Origin of the sequence: Acinetobacter sp. FDAARGOS_724 (assembly GCF_013364475.1) — a bacterium.
GTDB lineage: Bacteria > Pseudomonadota > Gammaproteobacteria > Pseudomonadales > Moraxellaceae > Acinetobacter > Acinetobacter variabilis.
In genome coordinates, this window is sequence record NZ_CP054908.1 from 833,708 (window position 1) to 855,194 (window position 21,487).

Consider the following 21,487-nt stretch of genomic DNA (forward strand, 5'->3'; position numbering starts at 1 on the left):
CCTCTGAATGAAGCGGCTATTAAGCCACTTGAGTCTTTGGCGCTTTCTTGCTGTGCAAACGGGATTCTGCGGCATCCAGACTTGGCACTGCAGCTGAAGGTAAAACTTCTTCCTGTTCGATTTGCTTGTTGATGCCTAGGTTCTGGTTGGCTTGCTGAGATTTTTCTTTAATGACCTCAGCACGCTGCCCCTTTGCTGGTGCCCATTCAAGGATTGGTAGGGCACGAGCCACTGCCAGAGTAATACGGGCACGAAGTAATTCACTGTGAATGGTGTATTCAGGCGTAAAGTCACGATCTGTGGCATATACCCCGATTGGTAAGGTTTGTGCCTGGAAGAAGCTGAATAATGGGCGTAATTGGTGCTCAAGAACGAGCGCATGACGGTCACTACCACCAGAAGCTGCTAAAAGAACCGGTACATCTACCAGCGCCGTTTGTTCTACGAAGTCAAAGAAATGCTTGAACAGGCCCGTAAATGAAGCGCGGTAAACAGGCGTACCAACAATCAGGGCATCTGCTGCTTCAACGGCTGCCAGATCATCCTGCACGCGTTGCGGTAACTGGTTACGGTAAATTGCACCACCTAAAAGCTGGCCGATTTCGCTAAATTTAATGAAATGTACATTGATTGGCGTCGCTTCACCCAGTTCATCCAGAATGGCTTGAACCAATGCTTCGGTTTTAGATGGGTGATTCAGGCCGCCAGAAACAGCCACGATGTTTAAAGGTTTTTGCTCGGAAAAATGGGACATGTGAAGTACCTAAAAATGGTTAAGCTCGGAATGACCCTATTAATCCCGATTGCCGCAGTAGGTGTAAAATAACGAAATGCTGAAAAGTTATCTGATTTTTCTATATAAGCGGAAAATGTGCTTCTGAAACGGATAGAGCTGGATAAATGGCTGATAACTATATTTATATTGAATAAAGATAAGCTATGCAGAATAGGAATAAATCATATATAAAAAAGTGATGAGAATTAAAGGATTATTGAAATAAGCCAAAATTTAAAAAAATTAAAGAAAAACTCCACATTATTTAAAAAATTGGCGATCTTGCATATCCATAAACTGGCTTGTGTGGTTAGAATAGGAGCTACTGTGCACAAGATCTCTCTCACGTCCTATGAATATTTTAATCGTTGATGATCATCCACTGTTTCGTCATGCTCTGATCCAAGCTGTTCGTTATAGTCTGCCACAAGCGCAGATTCATGAAACTGCAGCAGTCAATGAATTTTATGAACGTCTAGAAAATGGTCCTGAGCCTGATCTTGTCCTTCTGGATTTAAACCTGCCAGGTGCATCGGGCTTTTCTGCTCTGGTCCACGTTCGCGCACAATATCCTTCGATTCCAATTATTGTCGTTTCTGCTCACGAAGAAGCTAGCATTATCCAGCGTGCGATTGCACATGGTGCGATGGGCTATATTCCAAAATCGGCACATCCAAGCCATATTGGTGAAGCAATTCGCGAAGTCCTCGAAGGAGAAATCTGGTTACCACCCAATCTGCCAGCCAACATGAACTTCGATCCGCGTGCTGCAGATGAAACTGCATTGGCAGAACGGATTCAGTCTTTAACACCACAACAGTTCCGTGTCTTGATGATGGTAGCCGAAGGCTTGCTGAACAAACAGATTGCTTATGAACTGGATGTTTCAGAAGCCACCATTAAAGCGCACGTGACAGCAATCTTCCGTAAGCTGGGTGTACAAAACCGTACCCAAGCTGTGCTTGCTATTAATGCCTTGAATATTGAAGAAAAGAAAATGTAAGTGATGCAGCTTACATAATAAAAAAGACCTCAGAAGAGGTCTTTTTTATTGAGAGAATATTGCGGATTAAGCAATATAATCCTGTTTTTGGGTAACATCAGTACAGAACATGGGATTCAGTGCGGATTGCAATTCATCAATTTGTTCTTGAGTGACATAGCCTTTGGAGATCAGATATTCTGCCACGCGGTCATCACGCAGACTCAGGAAAGTCGCATCATAAACACCAAGATCAACAAACAGGGCAGCGGTTTCCAGACTATTGAAACGGTCCAGATAAACTTCATCCTCATACATCAGGAACACATGCTCGTCTGTGCTATTCGGATCGACCTGTAGGTGCTCTGCCAGTTCATGCGGGCAAGTTTTGATAAAGAGCAGATCAGAGAGTTCATCAAATTGGGTCGTGTCCAGACAATCTTCTTCATTCTTTACTTTACCGAGCCACGCTTTAAAGACCAGAACAGCGCCACCACGCAGCAGCATACTCCAGATCTGATGACGGGTTTTTGCTGGTAAATCTTCGGCTTCCGCTTCCAGAGATTCAATCAACTTGTTTTCCTGTTCAGCCAGACGTTCAAATAAACCTAAACCTTGCGGTTTATAGGCATAAGGTTCAAAGACATCAAAATGCAGTTCATCAAAAACTTGCAGGGCTAAAGGAACTGCATGCTGATACAGGGTTTCAAGTGCCTGAATCTGGGTATCGTCGAGTTTGCTGTATTTAAACATTTGTGCCCAGTCGATGCTGGGTAATAAGGCATTAGCACCATATTGGCGATGGAATTGCTGAGTCTGTGCGGGAAGCTGAGCAATTGATTCATCGAGTTTCATTTTTATAACTCCTATCTAGCAGTGCAAATAGACCAGCTGCCAAAAGGATTTAGGCATTGTCAGATGGAAACTGATCGTTTCTTATATTGTCTATTTTTAGAGCTAAGCCTGTTGTATTAAAAATACGACCAAAGTTCTATCTGCCATAAAATAGGATTAAAAATTAATTTAAACAGTAACTTAAATAATTGTAACTAGTTGTACACATGTATATTAATAGATTTGGTGGCTTTTGCCATAGAGAATGCTGAAATGATAATTTTGAGCAATTTATCAGCAGGAATTATGTGAAATTTGGTGCTTTTAGCACATTGGCCTGATTTTTTTGCCAGCCAGGTAAAGAAAGGTATTTATTCAGTATAAAAAATGCCCATTTTTAAATCATTAAAATAGGCATTGAGATGGAAATAAAAAGTTCTAGTTACCGGAGATTTTCAGACCGGATAACCAGGAACGGAGTGAAGCAGGCTTTAACGGTTTTTTCAGCAGGACAATATTTAAATCCTTCAGGCGCTGTGGCAGTTCCGGATCAGAATCTGCGGTAATCAATGCCACCGGAATATCACTACTACGATGTTCCAGAATAAAGTCCAGACCGATCTTGTCCTGGTTTAAATGCTGATCGACCAGCCAGACCTGAATATTTTCCTGCTGGATCATTTCGGCGGCCTGTTCTGGTTCGGTGGCTTTAAAGACCTGATAGCCCCATTTGGTCAATAAGGTCGACATGCCTTCCAGAATGGTTTCATCATTGTCCAGACATAGAATCTTAAAGGCCTTGGACTTCAATGGCACAGCCTGAACAGGGGCGGCAACGACTTTCGGTGCTGCGGTCAACGGTACTTCAATCATGAAGCAGGAACCTTTGCCCAGTTCGGAAGAAACATGAACTGGATAATCCAGTAGTCCGGTCATACGTTGCACGATAGCGAGGCCAAGCCCCAGACCCTGTTCACCCCAAGGCGAAGTATGGCCACAACGCTCGAATTCCTGGAACAGCTTGATGCGCTGTTCTTCAGCAATACCGGGACCGGTATCCCAAACCCCGATCCGGATATGATTTGGCCGGTTGCTAGAACGCAGTACACCGACCACGACCTTACCTTTGGCGGTATAACGTAGGGCATTGCTGACAAAGTTCTGGATAATCCGGCGAATCCATTGTGGATCGGTGTCAATCCAGAACTGGGCATCATGCACTCGCAGTTTGATGCCACGCTGTGCCGCAATGGATTTGAATTGCAGTTCCAGATCACTTAATAAATCATGCAGTGGATAAGCCTGGCGTTTCGGCTGAATCGTACCGCCCTCCAGTCGGGCAATATCCAGCAGGGCTGAGAGCATGCTTTCTGCACCATGCAAAGCACGATCTAGTTGCTGCAGGGTCTTGCGATCTTCTTTGCTTTGTACGCTTTGCTCCAGCGCCGTACTGAACAGACGTGCAGCATGCATTGGCTGTAACAGGTCATGACTGGCGGCAGCAATAAAGCGGCTCTTGGACATATTGGCTTTATCGGCCTGTTCACGCGCCAGTTGCTGTTCAGACAGGGCATCGGCGAGCTGCTGGGTACGATCCTGAACCCGGGCTTCTAGTACCGCTTCATTTTCGCGGAAGGCAGTAATGTCGGCAAAGGTCGTCACGAAACCACCACCTTCAATCGGATTACCCCGCATCTGAATCACGCGGCCATCTTTACGGATCCGTTCAAATTCATGCGCGCTACCGACCTGCATCCAGTGAATTCGTTTACGTACATGTTCTTCAACCGAACCTGGACCACATTCGCCACGTTCAGCGTTATAACGGATCAGGTCAGCAATCGGACAGCCAACATAAACAATATCTTTCGGATAATCGAACAGTTTCAGGTACTGGTTGTTCCAGGCGACCAGACACATGTTTTCATCAACCACACTCACCCCTTGGGTCATATGGTCGATCATGGTCATGATCAGGTTCTGGTTAAACCGCTGCCATTGTGAGGCCTGATCCAGAATATTCGCCACCTGACCAAGGGCCAGGCCATTATTCACCATCGCTGTAGTCAGCAGGGTACGTGCCGAGGCTGCACCAATGGTACCCGCCAGATACTGCTCGGTAAAACGCCACCACATGCCATTGGCACTGCTATTTTCATTCAGTTCCACACTATTTTGAGCACAGAACTGCTGGAAGGCCTGCATGGTTGGACCTTCACCGGTAATGCGCTTGGCCAGCGTAATCAGGTCACCAACTTTTAAACGGGCCACATCCTGATGCGAGTAGCTGACATCAGTAGATGGACTTTGAGAAGGAAGCGGCTTGGTTTCATAGTAGAAGAAACTTTCCGCCTGAATCTGTTCAGCCACACTTGGACGGAACATCCGGGAAACCCAGATATATAGGAATGTGTTCAGACCTAGTGCCCAGACCACACCATGCGTTAAAGGATCAAAAGATTCGAAACCGATCAGGGCTTCAGGACGTAACCAGTTCCAGCCCAAAGGACCCTGTTCCAGAAAACTCTGGCTAAATTGCTGATAGCCTTCCGGCAGGCTACGCAAAATCGTTGGTAATAACAGGGTATAAGACCACAGTGCAAAACCGGTCAACAGACCCGCATACACACCTTGCTTACTTCCACCACGCCAGTACAAGCCACCAATCAGGGCAGGGGCGAATTGTGCCACGGCACTAAAGGCCAGCAGGCCAAAAACAGAAAGCTGGTCAATATCATTAAAGAAATTGAAGAACAGAAAGCCCATCAACATCACGGCTAGGATACAGATCCGGCGGGTAAATTTCAGTACCAGTGGTAAACGCTTGTCATGCCGTGAGATCAGGTTTAACCGCCAGAGCGCTGGCATGATCAGGTCATTACTTAGCATGATCGACAGGGCTACTGAAGACACCAGTAACATACCAGTCGAAGCCGAGAAACCGCCTAAGAAGGCCAATAAGGTCAGCCAGTCCTGATTATAGCTAAGCGGTAAAGACAGTACCGCGACATCTGGAATCGCTAAATATTGGGGAGCCGCATGCAGTGCCCAGCTGGCAATCGGGATAATTGCCAGTGTGGTCAGAATCAGATAAATGGCAAACCAGCGACGTGCACCACGGATATGTTTTTCATCCCGTAATTCAACCACAGCCACATGAAACTGACGCGGTAAACAGATAATCGCCAGTGCAGCCAACAGGGTTTGTACCCAGAAACTTTCCGGTACGCCAAACAGCTGTACATCATGGAAGGTAGACTGAATATCGCTACTGATCTGAGGCAGATTTTCTGGTGCTTCAAAAATAAAGAAACAGGCTACGGCCAGCAAGGCAAATAACTTGACGAAAGACTCAAAGGCCACGGCCAGCATCAGGCCGCCATGCTGTTCGGTATTGGCAATCTGCCGGGTACCGAAAATCATCGCCAGAATCGCCAGGACGCCAGTCAGGAACAGTACGCTATTGGTGGTACTGGCAATCCCGGCTGAAGGTTCCAGAATGACCGCCGCACTCAAGGCAATTGCACGTAACTGCAAAGCCAGATAGGGAATGATGGCAATCACCGCCAGAATGGTGACCAGCGAAGCCAGAGGCCCACTCTTACCATAACGTGCAGCGACGAAGTCGGCGATAGAGGAAATCGCATGATGCTGGCGTACCCGTCCCAGACGGCGCCAGATATCGTAACCAATCGCGACAAAGAGCAGGGGACCAAGATAGATCGGCAGGAAAATAATTCCTTCACGAACCGCAGCACCGGTCGCGCCATAAAATGTCCAGGAAGAACAATAGACGCCTAAAGTTAAACTAAACAATAGCATACGGCCACGGGTACTGAGCCGGCTGGCATGTTTTTCCCCATAGAAAGCGCAAGTAAAGAGTAAAGTGATATAGAGGGCGAGCACCCCTATGATGAGCCAACTGTTCATATAGCCTGATGTGTACTGTGCATGACGCTATGATACCGCATCATGCACTCAGCAGTTTAAATTGATCATTTTTTAACGACCAAAGTCTAAATTACAAGTCATTCTAAATGTTGTTATTTTGCAACAGTGATAATTCGAATTAAAAAATAGTAAGCCCATGGTGGGGCTACAGGAGTGTAACTATGGATGAGGCACAAGTAGAAAGAATTCTACAGAATCCCAAATTCAAAGAAATGGTACGTAGAAAAAGTACGCTGAGCTGGACCTTAACCGGCATCATGCTATTTGTCTATGTCGGTTTCATGTTGCTTGTTGGCTACAACAAAGAATTTCTATTGTCTTCAATTTCTGGCGGTGTAACGACCTGGGGTGTACCTCTAGGTATCGGTATCATTATTTTGTCTTTTATATTGTGCTGGGTATATTCCTACATTGCCAATAACAAACTTGATCAGCTGAACAAAGAAGCGATTCAGGAAGTGGAAGCGATTACAAAAGAAAAGGAGCAACACTAAGATGAAAGGGATTTCATATCAAGCGCTTGCTGCTGCAGCGCTGACCTTGCTCAGCTCGGTAATGGCATTTGCTGGACCAGATCTGGGTGCTGCGGAGCAGCAAGCGACCAACTGGCACGCGATTATCATGTTTGTGATTTTCGTTGGAGCAACCTTATTTATTACCAAATGGGCTGCCAAACAAACCACAAATACCAATGATTTCTATACTGCCGGCGGCGGCATTTCTGGTTTCCAGAACGGTCTGGCCATTGCTGGTGACTTCATGTCTGCAGCATCTTTCCTCGGTATTTCCGCGATGGTATTCCTGTCCGGTTTTGACGGATTGCTGTACTCACTAGGCTTTATGGTGGGTTGGCCAATCGTTTTATTCCTGGTGGCAGAACGTTTGCGTAACCTGGGTAAATTTAACCTGTCTGATGTAGTGTCGTTCCGTCTGGAAGAAAAACCGGTGCGTACTCTAGCTGCATTAAGTTCACTGGTTGTGGTTGCGTTTTACCTGATCGCACAGATGGTAGGTGCAGGTCAGTTGATCAAGTTACTCTTCGGTCTGAACTACAATATTGCTGTGGTGATTGTTGGCCTGTTGATGATGGCTTACGTAATCTTCGGTGGCATGCTAGCGACCACTTGGGTACAGATCATTAAAGCAGTAATGCTGTTGTCTGGTGCGACATTTATGGCTTTCATGGTAATGAAGGGCGTAGGTTTCAGCTTTACCAATATGTTTGAACAATCGATTCAGGTTTACTCTAAAGTACATGACTTGAGCCTTGCAGATGCAACCAAGATTATGGGTCCGGGTAATCTCGCTTCGAATCCGGTCGATGCGATTTCTCTTGGTCTGGCGCTGATGTTTGGTACAGCAGGTCTGCCACATATCCTGATGCGTTTCTTTACAGTAAAAGATGCCAAAGAAGCACGTAAATCAGTGGTGGTTGCAACAGGCTTTATCGGTTACTTCTACCTGTTAACCTTCATTATCGGTTTCGGCGCGATTCTATATGTAGCGAATAACCCGCAGTTCCTGGACATTGCGAAAATGGCAATTACAGGCAAGCTAGAGCTGGTGGGTGGTAACAACATGGCTGCGGTTCACCTGGCAGATGCTGTTGGTGGTGACCTGTTCATGGGCTTCATTTCTGCAGTAGCATTCGCAACTATTCTTGCGGTAGTTGCAGGTTTGACCTTGTCAGGTGCTTCAGCAATTTCACATGACTTGTATGCAAACGTATTCAAGAAAGGCCGTACTACACCTGAATCTGAACTGCGCATGTCTAAAATTGCGACTCTTTGTCTTGCTATCTTTGCGATGATCCTGGGAATCCTGTTCGAGAAGCAAAACGTTGCCTTCATGGTGGGTCTGGCATTCTCGGTAGCCGCATGTGCCAACTTCCCGGTACTGGTACTGTCTATGTTCTGGAAAGGCCTGACTACACGTGGTGCTGTCATTGGTGGCGTGGTTGGTCTGGTGACTGCGGTAGTACTGATCGTATTGTCTAAAGCCGTTTGGGTAGATACTTTCGCGATTTCAGATACACCAGTCGTTCCATTTAATGGTCCTGCATTATTTGCAATGCCATTGTCTTTCTTCTGCTGCTGGTTCTTCTCCATCACAGACCGCTCAGTGAAAGCACAGGCAGAACGCAAAGCTTTCGATGCACAGTTTGTTCGTTCACAAACAGGTATTGGAATCTCAGGTGCATCTGATCACTAAGATCTGATGTCCTAAAAAAGCCTCCTGATGGGGGCTTTTTTTATAGCGATAAAATACTTGAGTACCCCCTGAAGAAGACGTTGGGATAGTTTATCTAAAATTAAATACGACCATTTTTGACTAAGATTTCAATAATTTTTATACAATCCTGTTTCTAACCATTGGCTAGATCATGCTATGTTAAGCCAGCGATAACAATAATGATGTGCGATAGGACATCAAGACAAATCTCATGAAGCACTCTCTGCTACGATTCTGGACCCATTTTAAGTATCTGCCTTCTGCGTGGCTGCTATGCCTACAATTACTGATTCTGACCCTGTCGATGCTGAGTTATGACAGTGTGTCTTATCGCGCGGGTACATGGATGCTAGGGGTGGTGGTCTTGCTGGTAATTGCCAAGGTGATTCGTCAGACTCCGATGTTTACCATTCTGGGACTCATCTTTGTCGCAGGCGCCATCTTCTTTTCGTCATTGATTGTGCTGGGGCTACGCTATACCTGGATCATGATCGTTGCTCATCTGTTTGAAGCCAGCGCCTATTTCAGTGCAGCATATGGCTTGTTACGTTATATGTTTCATGACCGTTATCTGACCAAGGATGAGCTGTTTGCAGCAGGAGCAGTCTTTACACTACTGGCTTGGGGATTCGCTTTTCTCTATAGCATTTGCCAGTTATGGGTGCCTTACAGCTTTTCAGATCCTGAGTTGCAGGCTTATCAGCCGTGGCTGGATCTGCTCTTTCTGAGCTTTAGTGTACAGTCTGCTACAGGATTATCTGATGTGATGCCGGTCAGCCCGGTCGCACGGATGTTGGCCATTATCCAGATGTTTGTCGGGGTGATGTATCTGGCCTTAATAGTCTCGCGTCTGATTGCCTTACAGTATATTTCCCATCTTCCTAAACAGACTCATATACAACATAAGCATAGAAAGCCTGAGGAATAGAACGTACAGAGCTGTATAGCTTGGTTACAGTAACTTAACGGCTTTATTTTCCTGAATATTTTAAAATCTTAAGGTCCAAAACGTATCTTTGATCGTAATTCTCTCGATCAGAATGTTTTTACTTATCAATAATGATTCAAGCCTCCCGGCATTCAATCTATTAAAAAAATGGGGGATCTATGCCTTCCAAACCTTCATCCTGGTTTGCCAATATCAATCCGAATGTCTTCATTAGTACAGTGGTGATTATCGCCATTTTTTTGGGACTGGTAATACTGGCACCTGATTCATTTGACCTGTTGACCAAGCAAATGAATGCGTGGATTACCACTTCATTTAGCTGGTTTTACGTCCTCTCCGTGGCGATCTTTCTGATTGTCCTGATTTATATTGCCCTGTCTGATATGGGGAAAATCAAACTCGGGCCCGACCATAGTCAGCCAAAATACAGCCAGGCATCCTGGTTTGCCATGCTGTTTACCGCAGGCATGGGGATCGGCCTGATGTTTTTCGGTGTTGCAGAACCGGTTATGCATTATGTCACACCGCCTGCTGGTGAACCAGAAACTGTACTGGCCGCGCAGCAAGCTATTCGCGTGACTTTCTTCCACTGGGGCCTGCATGCCTGGGCGATTTACACCATTGTGGGTCTGTCATTGGCCTATTTTGCGTATCGACATAATCTGCCTTTAAAAGTTCGCTCCGCCTTATATCCACTGATCGGCAACCGGATTCATGGCCCAATCGGAGACGGGGTAGATACTTTTGCCACCTTAGGGACAGTATTTGGGGTTGCGACAACTTTAGGTTTTGGGGTGACTCAGATTAATTCGGGTCTGAATTACCTATTTGGAGTTGAGCAGACCCCCAGTACTCAGGTCATTTTGATTATTGCCGTCACTGTAATGGCATCAATGTCCGTATTTTTTGGTTTGAATAAGGGCATCAAACGCCTAGCTGAACTGAATCTGCTGCTTGCCTTACTGCTACTCATCTTTGTTTTTGTTGCCGGTCCAAGCATCTATCTTCTGCAGACCACCATCCAAAATGCCGGCCAGTATGTCTCTAATCTGTTTAGCATGACCTTTAATCTGTATGCCTATCAGCCTAGTGGCTGGATTGGTGGCTGGACCATTATGTATTGGGCCTGGTGGATTTCCTGGTCGCCATTTGTCGGGATGTTTATTGCCCGAGTATCCGAAGGCCGCAGTATCCGCGAGTTTATTGTTGGGGTTCTACTGATTCCTACCGGATTTACCCTGATCTGGATGGGCTTTATGGGTAATGCTGCATTATTCAGCATCATGCATGAAGCCAATACCAATCTGCTTGAAGCAGTACAACGTGACTCCTCTGTAGCGCTGTTCGAATTTTTAGGTAATCTGCCATTTAATTCAGTCACCAGTATTATCGCTACGGTATTGGTTATTCTGTTCTTTGTCACTTCAGCAGATTCAGGATCATTAGTCACGGATTATCTCACTGCTAAAACCGAGAATTCACCGACCTGGCAGCGTCTGTTCTGGACCGTGTTAATGGCTTTATTGGCCATCATTCTGTTGCTGGCAGGCGGGCTGGAAGCCTTGCAGTCGGCTACGATTATGAGTGCCTTACCGTTCACATTCATTATGCTGCTGATTTGCTGGGGACTGATTAAGGCCCTGCATCTGGATGTAACGAAAATGCATGCGCTACAAGCTGCACGCATTACCCCACGAGCCATTCAGAACCCGCGTAGCTGGCAACAGCGACTCGGTTTAATTATGCATTATCCGCATACGCATGATGAAGTACGTGATTATATTGATACGGTGGTCAGCAAAGCCTATAACAGTTTTCAGGCTGAACTGAAGCGTCGTCACATCCAGGTGAAAATCTTTAAACTGGAAGATGGGATCGAGTTACGTGTCGATCATCAGAATGAAATGAACTTCATTTATCAGGTCATTGCTACCCAAACTTTAGCACCGAGCTTTATGCCGGATGCAGATTCTCCGCAGTCTTATCAGGCAGAAGTCTTTTTAAGGGAAGGGGGGCAAAATTATGATGTGATGGAATGGACTCAGGAAGATTTAATCCAGGACATCATTGACCAATATGAACGTCATCTGCACTTTTTAAGTCTGGTCCGTTCTCCAGAATAAATATTTGATCCAATAAAAAGGACGCATCAGCGTCCTTTTTTTATTCAGTCACTAATTCAGAAATTAGAAACGGAATTTAGCATTTAAGCCTACAGTTTGTGTATCACGAACTACAGCATTTTGAGCAAGATTTGCTTCGTAGTTTGAGTTCACATAACTAGCACCTACAGCAACTGCTGGAGTGATGAAGTAGTTTACGTTTGCGCCCCAAGCTTTGTCTGGAGAGTTAGCGTAGCTAGATTCCATATAAGATGCACCAACGCTTAATTTAGGGTTGATGTACAAAGTAGTACCTAGATTGTAAGCAGTATCTTCACCATAAACCAAGCCGCTTTCGAAGCCAAGTGACATGTTAGTGCCGTCAATTGCGCCTACATATTTAGTACGAGCAGTGATTGCATCTTGGTCTTCAGCGATTGTTTGAGACTCAATAGCAGCTTTAGCAACGCCATTGTTGAACATGTTAAAAGCGTCATAAGAAGTTTGGTCTGCAACGCTTGTGTAACCTACAGCTACCAGGAAGTTAGGAATAGGAAGTACACCTACTTCTAATGCATAACGGTCGCCATTGTCATCTGGGTTACCAGCTTTGTTATCAGTGATGGTATGGCTATAAGAAGCGCTCGCATAAGCAGGAACAACTTTAGTTGGGATGTAAGCTTCACCTTTTGCACCAAAAGTGTGGTGTACAGTACGATTACCAAATTCTTGTCCGTTTTCGCCGTATGTATAAGCAGCAGAAACATTAGATGCCTGGTTGATGAAAGCAGCTTCAGCTAAAGGGCCTTTAGAAGCGTCTACATCTTTGAAGTAGTAAGTACCTTGAACAGCGCCAGTGAAGTCTTTGTCATTCGCAGTGTTGTCGATGTACTCTGACTGACCTTGAACTTCGAATTGATATGCTTGAGCACCGGTCATGGCTAATAATAAAGCAGTGGCTAAACCGAGTTTTTTCATGATATTTACCATTTTGTTACAAAAGATGTACAACAGGAACGTATTGTATTGTGACAATTTATTAAGTCAATCCAATTCGAAATCGCTATTTTTTTAAGCTAAATCATTGTATTAATTTTGTGTAAAATTCAAGTATCAGGCTCGGAAGCCATTTTAGATAAAAACTCTTGTATAACAAAAAGCTAGAATTTAAATATAGATTTTGACTAAAAATTAAGGAGAAATTGTGTGATTATTTAAATCACTTAGTACGATCAATTTTAATTTAATAATCTATTAAAACAATTAATAATCGGTGAGCTAATTCATAAATGTGTCAAGAAGTGCAAGATGTCTGGCGCAACATGTCTTGACTGGATTGCTTAATTTTAGAGCATAATCAGCTCGAGCTTCAGAATGAATGTCTGTTTTTTGAGCTAGATGGGCATGTTTTATAATCTTGACTGAAGCAATCGACTTTACATTTTTGGGGGAATTTTACATAATATGAAAATCAAGTTAGAGTTCACACTTTCATAGTGATTTAGCCTGATTCTCCACAATTTTTTGTTTTATCGCCCAGCTTTCCCCAAGGTTGGGCTTTTTTTTGCCTGAATTTTTTGGAAGCCTCATTTCGCTGATTACTTCATAAAAAGAAAATTAAAAATCGAGTATAGAAAGCCGTCAAAGATGATTCTTTAATGCACCTTAATGGTGCATTAAGTCAATTTAAAAATAGCCTTGTTCTATAAAATTGCAAAAAAAAACCTCAATTTCTATAAAGAATTGAGGTTTTTTCGCCAAAATTTGCGGGTAAATCAAAAAATCTGCTGAGGAATAATTTAACTCGCCCTAATGCGGTGCATTATGCACCTAATTGTTGCATGTGTAAATAGTTCAGAAAGCGAGTTTTTTAATTTTCTTATATTTTAAATTATGAAATTTTCATTCCTATTTATGTTTTAGTGATAACAGATAGAAAATCCTGAAAATATAAAGAGCTAAAACCTTTAAGAACATAAGAAAAACCTTCTGAAAATCAACGTAATTGGGAAGAAATATTGATGATGAGCAGACGTTTATTTGTATAATCTATCTACTATTAGATGGGGAGTCCTTGATTGATGTGAAGGACTAAAAATCAAGATGAATACTTTGCGCTCTGAGAAAATCAGCAAACATCTGTACTGGTCGATGTCGATCATTATTTTATGTTTATTGTGTATTTGTATTCCCTTGATTATTGATAGTAGTCAACATTATTTAAAATCAAAACAAACCTATCAGCAGCTTGATGCCTTACAACAGGCCACCGATCTCGCCAATAAGATCTCCCGTGAACGGGCACCCGCCAACAAAGTTATGTCCAGTTCGGTTGAGGAATTTGTCAAATATCAGCAGGAGTTAAGCGATTACCGTCAGGAAGTCGATCAACAGATGCAGATGACAGCTCAGGCACTCGATCAGGTCGGTTTTAATCACCTAAGCCAGCAACTTTTATCTGAGTTAAAGCCTAGTCTGCAATATGGGCGTAAGCAGGTCGATCTCTATACTCAGATACCTCGCCCGGAACGTACTGCACAGGAAATGGATCAGGCCATTCTTGCCATGTTTAGTGCCTGGGATAGTAGTCGTAAAATTCTGAAAGGGGTAGTGATTGCCTCTGCTACGCCATCTGCCCGTTTGGATAATTACATGAGTGAAATCCTATTTTTATCTGATGTCAGGGATCAATCGGGTCGGGTAGCGTCAAATGTTATGGCACATGTGACATTTGGAACCCAGATTCCAGAGCAAAACATTACCCGTTCCTTGCAGGTCCAGCATCAGGTACGCTACCTCTGGGATATTATTGATACGCTACAGCCTGTTCAGGACAAAACCGATGAATTTATTCGTTTACATCAACGGGTCGGTACTGAATTTATTCAGCAAGGTTTACCGATTGTGGAGCGACTGATTGAAGATAGTCGACAACAGCGTCCTTATTATTTAACTGGAACTCAGCTGACTGAAGCCATTGTAGATAAATTTACAACAGTGATTGATTTGCAGAACTATTTACTGCAATACACCAAAGATGTGGCGATTAAGGAAATGCGCCACAGTCTGAATCATTTGATCTGGACGGTGGCCTTATCTGGAATTTCCCTGATTACGGCAATTTTGACCATGATTTTTGCGCGTAAACGCATCTTTATTTCTTTAATTCGCGCACGTAAAATTTTATTTGATTTGTCTACTGGATCTGAACGGAAGCAAGCACAATCAAAACTAAAAACAGACCGGCCTACTGAATCCTTATTTACAGCAATTCAAAAACTGCAGCACATGCTGCAAGAGCGTGAAGCATTAGAGTTTCGACTGAAAAATATTGCCCATTCCGATTCCCTGACCGGACTGGCTAACCGTTTTGCGCTCGATGAATATATCCGTTTTATGGAAACGCATCCGACCCAGTTTAAGCGAACCTGCCTGATGATTATTGATATGGATCACTTCAAACAGGTGAATGATCAATATGGGCATGTTATTGGTGATCAGGTCATTCAGCTGGTTGCAGAGCGCTTAAAAGCCAATATTCGAGCTTCGGATCTACTGGTTCGCTATGGCGGAGACGAATTTCTGGTCCTGATTGAAAATATCGAGATGCAGCATGCTTTCATGCTGGCGAATAAAATCCGGACTGAAGTCGCTGAGCATTTTATTCTGACCTCAGCTGATGAAGATATTCATGTATCGGTGAGTATTGGGGTGGCGATTGGCGCAGAGTCATGGATTGCGTTACTGGAACAGGCCGATGAGGCGCTATTTAAGGCTAAAGCGAAAGGACGCAATGTCGTGGCTGAGGTTTAAGCCAGTTAACTGAATTTTTTAAGCTAAATATTCTGAAGAGTCATAACTTTTATAGTTTATATTGTTAAAAAATAAAGTAAATTTCACTGAAATTTTTAAAAAATATAAAAATTTAGGGGATCTTAAAATGAGTAAAAATTGTATTTTCTGTCAAATGGTAAAAGGGGAATTGCCATGTCATTTAATCGATGAAAATGATGATTTTATGGCATTTCTTACTATATTTCCCAATACATTAGGCGCAAGCGTAGTGATTCCAAAACAGCATTATTCCAGCTATGCCTTTGAACTGAGTGACCAGGTGCTGAAAAATCTGGTTTATATACCAAGCAGGTAGCCCTAAAATTGGATCGTTATTTTGATGATGTTGGCCGAACAGCAATGGTGTTCGAGGGATTTGGTGTCGATCATGTGCATGCAAAGCTATTTCCAATACATCAGACTAAAAATACCCATGAAAACTGGCAGCCAATTAATTCTTCGATCGATAAGTATTTTGATGCTTATGAGGGATATATTTCATCACATGATGCTCGAAGGGCGGATGATCAAACGCTGGCACAATTGGCTGAAAATATTCGCTCAATCGCATAGTCAAAAATAAAAGCCCCTCTTCTAAAAAAAGGGGCACTCCCTCCTTTGAAAAAGGAGGGGTGGAGAGAATAAAATTACTTCAATAACGGCTTTAAGAATTTCCCTGTATGTGAAGCCTTAACTTTCACAACATCTTCAGGAGTACCTTCCGCGATAATCATACCGCCACCCGCACCACCTTCAGGGCCAAGATCTACCACCCAGTCTGCAGTCTTGATCACATCCAGGTTATGTTCAATCACCACAATGGTATTCCCTTTATTACGTAGCTCATGCAGGATGTCCAGCAGCTTGGCAATATCATGGAAATGCAGACCAGTGGTTGGCTCATCCAGTACATACAGGGTTTTGCCGGTATCCCGTTTGGCCAGCTCACGTGCCAGTTTCACGCGCTGCGCTTCACCACCAGAAAGGGTCGTCGCTGACTGACCCAAACGGATATAACCCAGACCGACCTGATGCAAGGTTTCCAGACGACGATGAATCACTGGAATCGCATCAAAGAAATGCATGGCATCTTCAACGGTCATCTGCAATACATCAGAAATATTCTTGCCTTTGTAGTTCACTTCCAGCGTTTCACGGTTATAACGCTTGCCATGACAGGCGTCACACGGCACATACATATCCGGCAGAAAGTGCATCGCTACCTTAATCATGCCATCACCTTCACAGGCCTCACAGCGTCCGCCTTTCACGTTAAACGAGAAACGGCCAGCGGTATAACCACGCGCTTTGGCTTCCGGAGTCTGTGAAAACAGTTCACGAATTGGAGTAAACAAACCGGTATAAGTTGCTGGGTTCGAACGTGGCGTACGACCAATCGGGCTCTGGTCAATATCAACCACTTTATCCAGAAATTGCAGACCATCAATTGAATCAAACTTCTCGGCAGTCAGTGTGGTTGCACCATTCAGCTGAGTCGCTGCCAGTGGCAACAGAGTCCGGTTAATCAACGTAGATTTTCCAGAACCTGAAACACCGGTAACACAGGTCATGATTCCCAATGGAATGGTCAGATCGACTTTCTTCAGGTTATGCCCGGCAGCACCCATCAATTTGATCTGTTCTTCCGGTTTTGGTGGCTGAACCCGTTTTTTCGGCACTTCAATTTTCAGTTTGCCAGACAGATATTTACCGGTCAGGGAATCTTTATTTTCAGCGAGTTCCTGATAGGTTCCTTCTGCAATCACATGGCCACCATGCACACCGGCACCCGGACCAATATCAATAATATGGTCAGCGGCACGAATCGCATCTTCATCATGTTCGACCACTAAAACGGTATTACCGAGGTCACGTAGACGAATCAGGGTTTGTAACAGGCGATCATTATCACGCTGATGCAGACCAATCGAAGGTTCATCCAGCACATACATCACGCCCATGAGACCAGCACCAATTTGTGAGGCCAGACGGATACGCTGTGCTTCACCACCAGACAGGGTTTCAGCAGAACGGGACAGGCTCAAATAGTTCAGACCGACAGATACCAGGAAGTGCAGACGCTCACGGATTTCCTTGAAAATCTTGTCCGCAATTTCACCACGCGCACCTTCCAGATTAATACCTTGATAATAGCTCTCGGCATCGCCAATCGACATGCGGGTAACGTCGGCAATGGTCTTGTCCAGAATTTTCACATTACGTGAGATTTCATTCAGACGTGAACCATCACAAGCATCACAGGCAGCATTAGAGAGATACTGCGCCAGATCATCACGCACATAATTGCTTTCGGTTTCGCGGTAACGGCGTTCCAGATGCGGCAAAATACCTTCAAATGGCATCACCCGGTTATGACGACGACCACGTTCATCAATATAGCTCAGGTCAATTTTTTCTTTGCCGGTACCGTAAAGGAATTTCTTCTTGGTGTTGGCATCCAGTTCATTCCAAGGCGTTTCTAGAGAAAAACCGAAATGCTCGGCTACTTTTTGCAGCATGCCATAATAATACGGACGCTGACGATCCCAGCCACGAATCGCACCTTGGCTGATACTAACTTCCTGATTGGGAATCAGTTTGTCCGCACTGAAATGGCTGCGGGTACCCAGACCATCACAGACCGGGCAGGCACCAAAAGGATTGTTAAATGAAAACAGGCGTGGCTCCAGTTCTGCCACAGCGCGGTCACATTCCGGACAGGAGTGTTTGGCAGAAAATACGCGATCATCATTTTCACCTTTCATCCAGGACAAAATCGCAATATCTCCACCGAGACGCAGCGCAGTTTCAAAACTTTCTGCAATCCGGTTACCGAGATCATCACGCACCTTAAAGCGGTCAACCACGACTTCAATAGTATGTTTTTTCTTTTTGTCCAACTCAGGTGGCGGATCAATTTCCATGATCTCGCCATCGACACGTGCACGCACAAAGCCTTGGCTTTGCAGTTGCTCAAATAACGCTGTGTACTCACCCTTACGTTCACGCACGACAGGCGCTAACAATAACAGCGCAGTGCCTTCTTCCAGTTCTTTAACCGCATCGACCATTTCAGTTACGGTCTGTGCCACCATGGGCAGATCGTGTTCCGGACAGTAAGGTGTACCTACGCGTGCATAGAGCAGACGTAAATAGTCATAGATTTCGGTAATGGTACCTACAGTCGAACGCGGGTTATGGCTAGTCGATTTCTGTTCGATAGCAATGGCTGGGCTTAAACCCTCAATCGAATCAACTTCCGGCTTTTCCATTTGCGAAAGGAATTGACGCGCATAGGCAGACAAAGATTCTACATAACGACGTTGACCTTCCGCATATAACGTATCGAATGCCAATGAGGACTTACCTGAACCAGACAGTCCCGTAATCACCACAAACTTGTCGCGTGGAATATCAAGGTTCACATTTTTCAGGTTATGGGTACGTGCACCTCGAATACGGATGTGACTTTGGCTCATGCAATGATCCTAGAAAATTCATCAAAAACCTTTATATGATACCGAATGAAAAATGTTCAAGTGCAAATAAAAGTATTTTAAACGTCAAGTTGTGTCGGATATTGGTCAAAAGATCAGTACTAAAGCAACTGGGGGAAAACGTAGATTAGATTTGCTCTTTTCCAAACATCTAATAGATAAAATTTCATGATGCATAACTCCATCGAAATTAGCTTCACTTTCCATCATTTAGGGTTTGGCTTAAAAATAAAAAAGCCCTGTATTAAACAGGACTCAGTCAATAGAAACTAAAATTAATCATCCAGACCTAGCCATTGGCGTTGTTCATAAGCACTATCCCAGAACAGCCATTCCAGACGTGCTGCATGGGTATAGGCCTGATGCATTTTTTCCAGAGTATCAGCATCGACCCGCGCTGCCACCCGATCTACAGTAGCAATTACATTGCGTACCGCTGTATGAAAATCTTCCCCAGCATAGGTATCAATCCAGGCCTGATACGGATTATTCGGCGCTGCCTTATCGACAATATCCTTACCCACTTCTGCATAGATCCAGAAACACGGCAGTAGGGCAGCCAGAACCACTGGATAACTTTCTGCCCAGGCCGTTGCCTGTAAATAAGCGGTGTAATGATGGCAGGCCAGAGTCAAAGGTGTATTTTCAAATTGGGTTTTGCTGATGCCAAAATCCTGCATAAAGCCATCATGCAGGCTACGTTCGACCACAATGGCAGTTTTAGCGGCTTCACTAAACTGGATCACGTCATCTGCTTCAAAAGCTTTGGCTGCACACACCGCCAGCGCACGGCCATAGGCCAGCAGATAATGCGCATCCTGAATCACATAATGACTAAAAGCTTCACGGCTTAATGTTCCCTGCGCCAGTTGCTGGTTAAAAGGCAGCGCCAATGTCTTTTGATAAAGTCCGAGATTACGTTGCCATACGTCTTGAGAGAAACTCATACTGAAATCCTTAGCAGTTGAAGTCAAAACATCCAGCACTATAGCAAAGATGAATCTGTTTAAAAAATCAGCAAATCTGAAAAGCAGAAAATACCTAAAAATGGTTCAGGAAGTGCTTTGGTTTATGCGGCAAAAGTTTCATAATTGGGACAACTTTTAGTTTTAGTATTTCTCTACATTTAAAGAAATGCATTTAATGAAATTTATCTAAGGTCGATATATATGTTGAAACACTTTGGTTTCTCAATCGTATTTTCGATCGTGTGCCTTGGTTTGTCTGCTTATTGGGGATTTACCCATGGTCCGGAAGCGGGCCTGCAAACCATGTTCACAGCACTGACCATCACCGCTATTCTGGCGATTATGGAAGTGTCGTTGTCGTTTGATAACGCGGTTGTCAATGCATCCGTCCTGCGCGGTTGGGATCATTTCTGGAAAATGATTTTCCTGACGGTCGGGATTCTGGTTGCAGTTTTCGGGATGCGCCTGATTTTCCCGGTGGTCATTGTAGCCGTGACTGCGGATATGGGCTTTATGGAAGTGGTGCAGCTCGCCTTAAATGCACCGAAAGAATATTCGGCCAAACTGATGGCACATCATGCCGAGATTTCTGCCTTTGGTGGTGCTTTCCTGATGCTGGTATTCTTGAACTTCTTCCTGGATGAAGAAAAAGATACCCACTGGTTCCGCATGCTGGAACGCCGTCTGGCACATCTGGCAAACGTTCCGGCGATGTCAGTCTTTATTACCCTGATTGCTTTGTTGATCATGGATTTCCAGGTCGAAGAAGCGAAACGTCTGGATGTTATTCTGGCGGGGATCTGGGGGATCGTGATTTATATCGGGGTACAGGTCCTAAGCCATATGTTAGGTGGGGAACCGGAAGTAGACGAAGAGGGCAACGCCGTTCGTCATGATGCTGAAGGCGTACCGACTGGCGTGGTGAAAGCCGGCTTTGGTGGTTTCCTTTACCTAGAAGTACTCGATGCATCTTTCAGTTTTGACGGTGTAATCGGTGCCTTTGCGATTACGTCTGACGTGGTGATCATCATGTTGGGCTTGGCCATCGGTGCGATGTTTGTGCGTTCGATGACCATTTACCTGGTCGATAAAGGCACGCTGGATGCCTATATCTATCTGGAACATGGCGCGCACTATGCGATTGGTGCTCTGGCATTTATCATGCTGGCAAGCAGTACCGGTGTGCATATCCCTGAAGTAGTGACCGGTCTGATCGGTGTAGCTTTCATTATCTGGGCAGTCATTGCTTCGATTCAATATACCAAGCGTCAGTTATTAAAAGCAGGCAAATAGCCCCGTGATCGCTGAACAGAAGCGTAGCTCCGGCTACGCTTTTTTATCCATTGGAGCGTAAAACCTCGTG

General features: G+C 44.5%; 15 protein-coding genes. 9 read left to right on the forward strand and 6 right to left on the reverse strand.

All coding sequences use genetic code 11. The features are described 5' to 3' along the window. Nucleotides 1-19 precede the first annotated feature (19 nt). A complete protein-coding gene (msuE, locus tag FOC32_RS05285; protein WP_005232646.1) occupies nucleotides 20-754 on the reverse strand; it encodes an FMN reductase in 735 nt (244 codons plus the stop codon). 373 nt (nucleotides 755-1,127) lie between these two features. On the opposite strand from msuE, the gene FOC32_RS05290 reads away from it, so the two are divergent. Beyond that, nucleotides 1,128-1,778 (forward strand): response regulator, encoded by a 651-nt coding sequence (locus FOC32_RS05290; protein WP_004781530.1) that lies wholly within the window; start codon nucleotides 1,128-1,130, stop codon nucleotides 1,776-1,778. A 66-nt stretch (nucleotides 1,779-1,844) separates the two neighbouring features. On the opposite strand, the gene FOC32_RS05295 is transcribed toward FOC32_RS05290, so the two are convergent. Then, entirely contained in the window at nucleotides 1,845-2,612 is a 768-nt protein-coding gene (locus FOC32_RS05295; RefSeq protein WP_005232645.1) for a hypothetical protein, read from the reverse strand. Between the two features lie 417 nt (nucleotides 2,613-3,029). Beyond that, nucleotides 3,030-6,521 carry a PAS domain-containing hybrid sensor histidine kinase/response regulator gene (locus tag FOC32_RS05300; RefSeq protein ID WP_175966576.1) on the reverse strand — a complete coding sequence of 1,164 codons (3,492 nt, stop codon included), beginning with the start codon at nucleotides 6,519-6,521 and terminating at the stop codon, nucleotides 3,030-3,032. A gap of 182 nt (nucleotides 6,522-6,703) precedes the next feature. On the opposite strand from FOC32_RS05300, the gene FOC32_RS05305 reads away from it, so the two are divergent. The 4 genes from FOC32_RS05305 (at nucleotide 6,704) to FOC32_RS05320 (ending at nucleotide 11,846) form a co-directional block, all read left to right on the forward strand. Further along, the gene (locus FOC32_RS05305) at nucleotides 6,704-7,036 is read left to right on the forward strand and encodes a DUF485 domain-containing protein (protein ID WP_175966578.1); all 333 of its coding nucleotides are present in this window, start codon (nucleotides 6,704-6,706) and stop codon (nucleotides 7,034-7,036) included. A gap of 1 nt (nucleotide 7,037) precedes the next feature. Further along, complete coding sequence (locus tag FOC32_RS05310; RefSeq protein ID WP_175966580.1) at nucleotides 7,038-8,753, forward strand: cation acetate symporter; 1,716 nt, start codon at nucleotides 7,038-7,040, stop codon at nucleotides 8,751-8,753. Nucleotides 8,754-8,985: 232 nt separating this feature from the next. After that, nucleotides 8,986-9,702 carry an ion channel gene (locus FOC32_RS05315; protein ID WP_004781539.1) on the forward strand — a complete coding sequence of 239 codons (717 nt, stop codon included), beginning with the start codon at nucleotides 8,986-8,988 and terminating at the stop codon, nucleotides 9,700-9,702. A 179-nt stretch (nucleotides 9,703-9,881) separates the two neighbouring features. After that, nucleotides 9,882-11,846, forward strand: a complete 1,965-nt coding sequence (locus FOC32_RS05320; protein ID WP_175966582.1) for a BCCT family transporter — start codon at nucleotides 9,882-9,884, stop codon at nucleotides 11,844-11,846. Nucleotides 11,847-11,909: 63 nt separating this feature from the next. Here the strand turns inward: FOC32_RS05320 and omp33-36 are convergent, their stop codons facing one another. Next, nucleotides 11,910-12,803 carry a porin Omp33-36 gene (gene omp33-36, locus FOC32_RS05325; RefSeq protein ID WP_175968158.1) on the reverse strand — a complete coding sequence of 298 codons (894 nt, stop codon included), beginning with the start codon at nucleotides 12,801-12,803 and terminating at the stop codon, nucleotides 11,910-11,912. A 1,125-nt stretch (nucleotides 12,804-13,928) separates the two neighbouring features. Here omp33-36 and FOC32_RS05330 point away from each other — a divergent pair. The 3 genes from FOC32_RS05330 (at nucleotide 13,929) to FOC32_RS17000 (ending at nucleotide 16,232) form a co-directional block, all read left to right on the forward strand. Next, on the forward strand, nucleotides 13,929-15,638 hold the full coding sequence (locus FOC32_RS05330) for a sensor domain-containing diguanylate cyclase (RefSeq protein WP_175966584.1): 1,710 nt from the start codon (nucleotides 13,929-13,931) through the stop codon (nucleotides 15,636-15,638). Between the two features lie 127 nt (nucleotides 15,639-15,765). Beyond that, nucleotides 15,766-15,975 carry an HIT family protein gene (locus FOC32_RS16995; protein ID WP_228761280.1) on the forward strand — a complete coding sequence of 70 codons (210 nt, stop codon included), beginning with the start codon at nucleotides 15,766-15,768 and terminating at the stop codon, nucleotides 15,973-15,975. Between the two features lie 8 nt (nucleotides 15,976-15,983). Then, nucleotides 15,984-16,232: a hypothetical protein gene (locus FOC32_RS17000; RefSeq protein ID WP_228761281.1), complete on the forward strand. Its 249-nt coding sequence runs from the start codon at nucleotides 15,984-15,986 to the stop codon at nucleotides 16,230-16,232. 74 nt (nucleotides 16,233-16,306) lie between these two features. Here the strand turns inward: FOC32_RS17000 and uvrA are convergent, their stop codons facing one another. Further along, nucleotides 16,307-19,138, reverse strand: coding sequence for an excinuclease ABC subunit UvrA (uvrA, locus tag FOC32_RS05340; RefSeq protein WP_004781551.1), 2,832 nt, complete (start codon nucleotides 19,136-19,138; stop codon nucleotides 16,307-16,309). Between the two features lie 293 nt (nucleotides 19,139-19,431). Next, entirely contained in the window at nucleotides 19,432-20,103 is a 672-nt protein-coding gene (gene tenA, locus FOC32_RS05345; RefSeq protein ID WP_104426725.1) for a thiaminase II, read from the reverse strand. Nucleotides 20,104-20,325: 222 nt separating this feature from the next. Here tenA and FOC32_RS05350 point away from each other — a divergent pair, with 222 nt between their 5' ends. Further along, nucleotides 20,326-21,417: a DUF475 domain-containing protein gene (locus tag FOC32_RS05350; RefSeq protein WP_004781554.1), complete on the forward strand. Its 1,092-nt coding sequence runs from the start codon at nucleotides 20,326-20,328 to the stop codon at nucleotides 21,415-21,417. Nucleotides 21,418-21,487 lie beyond the last annotated feature (70 nt).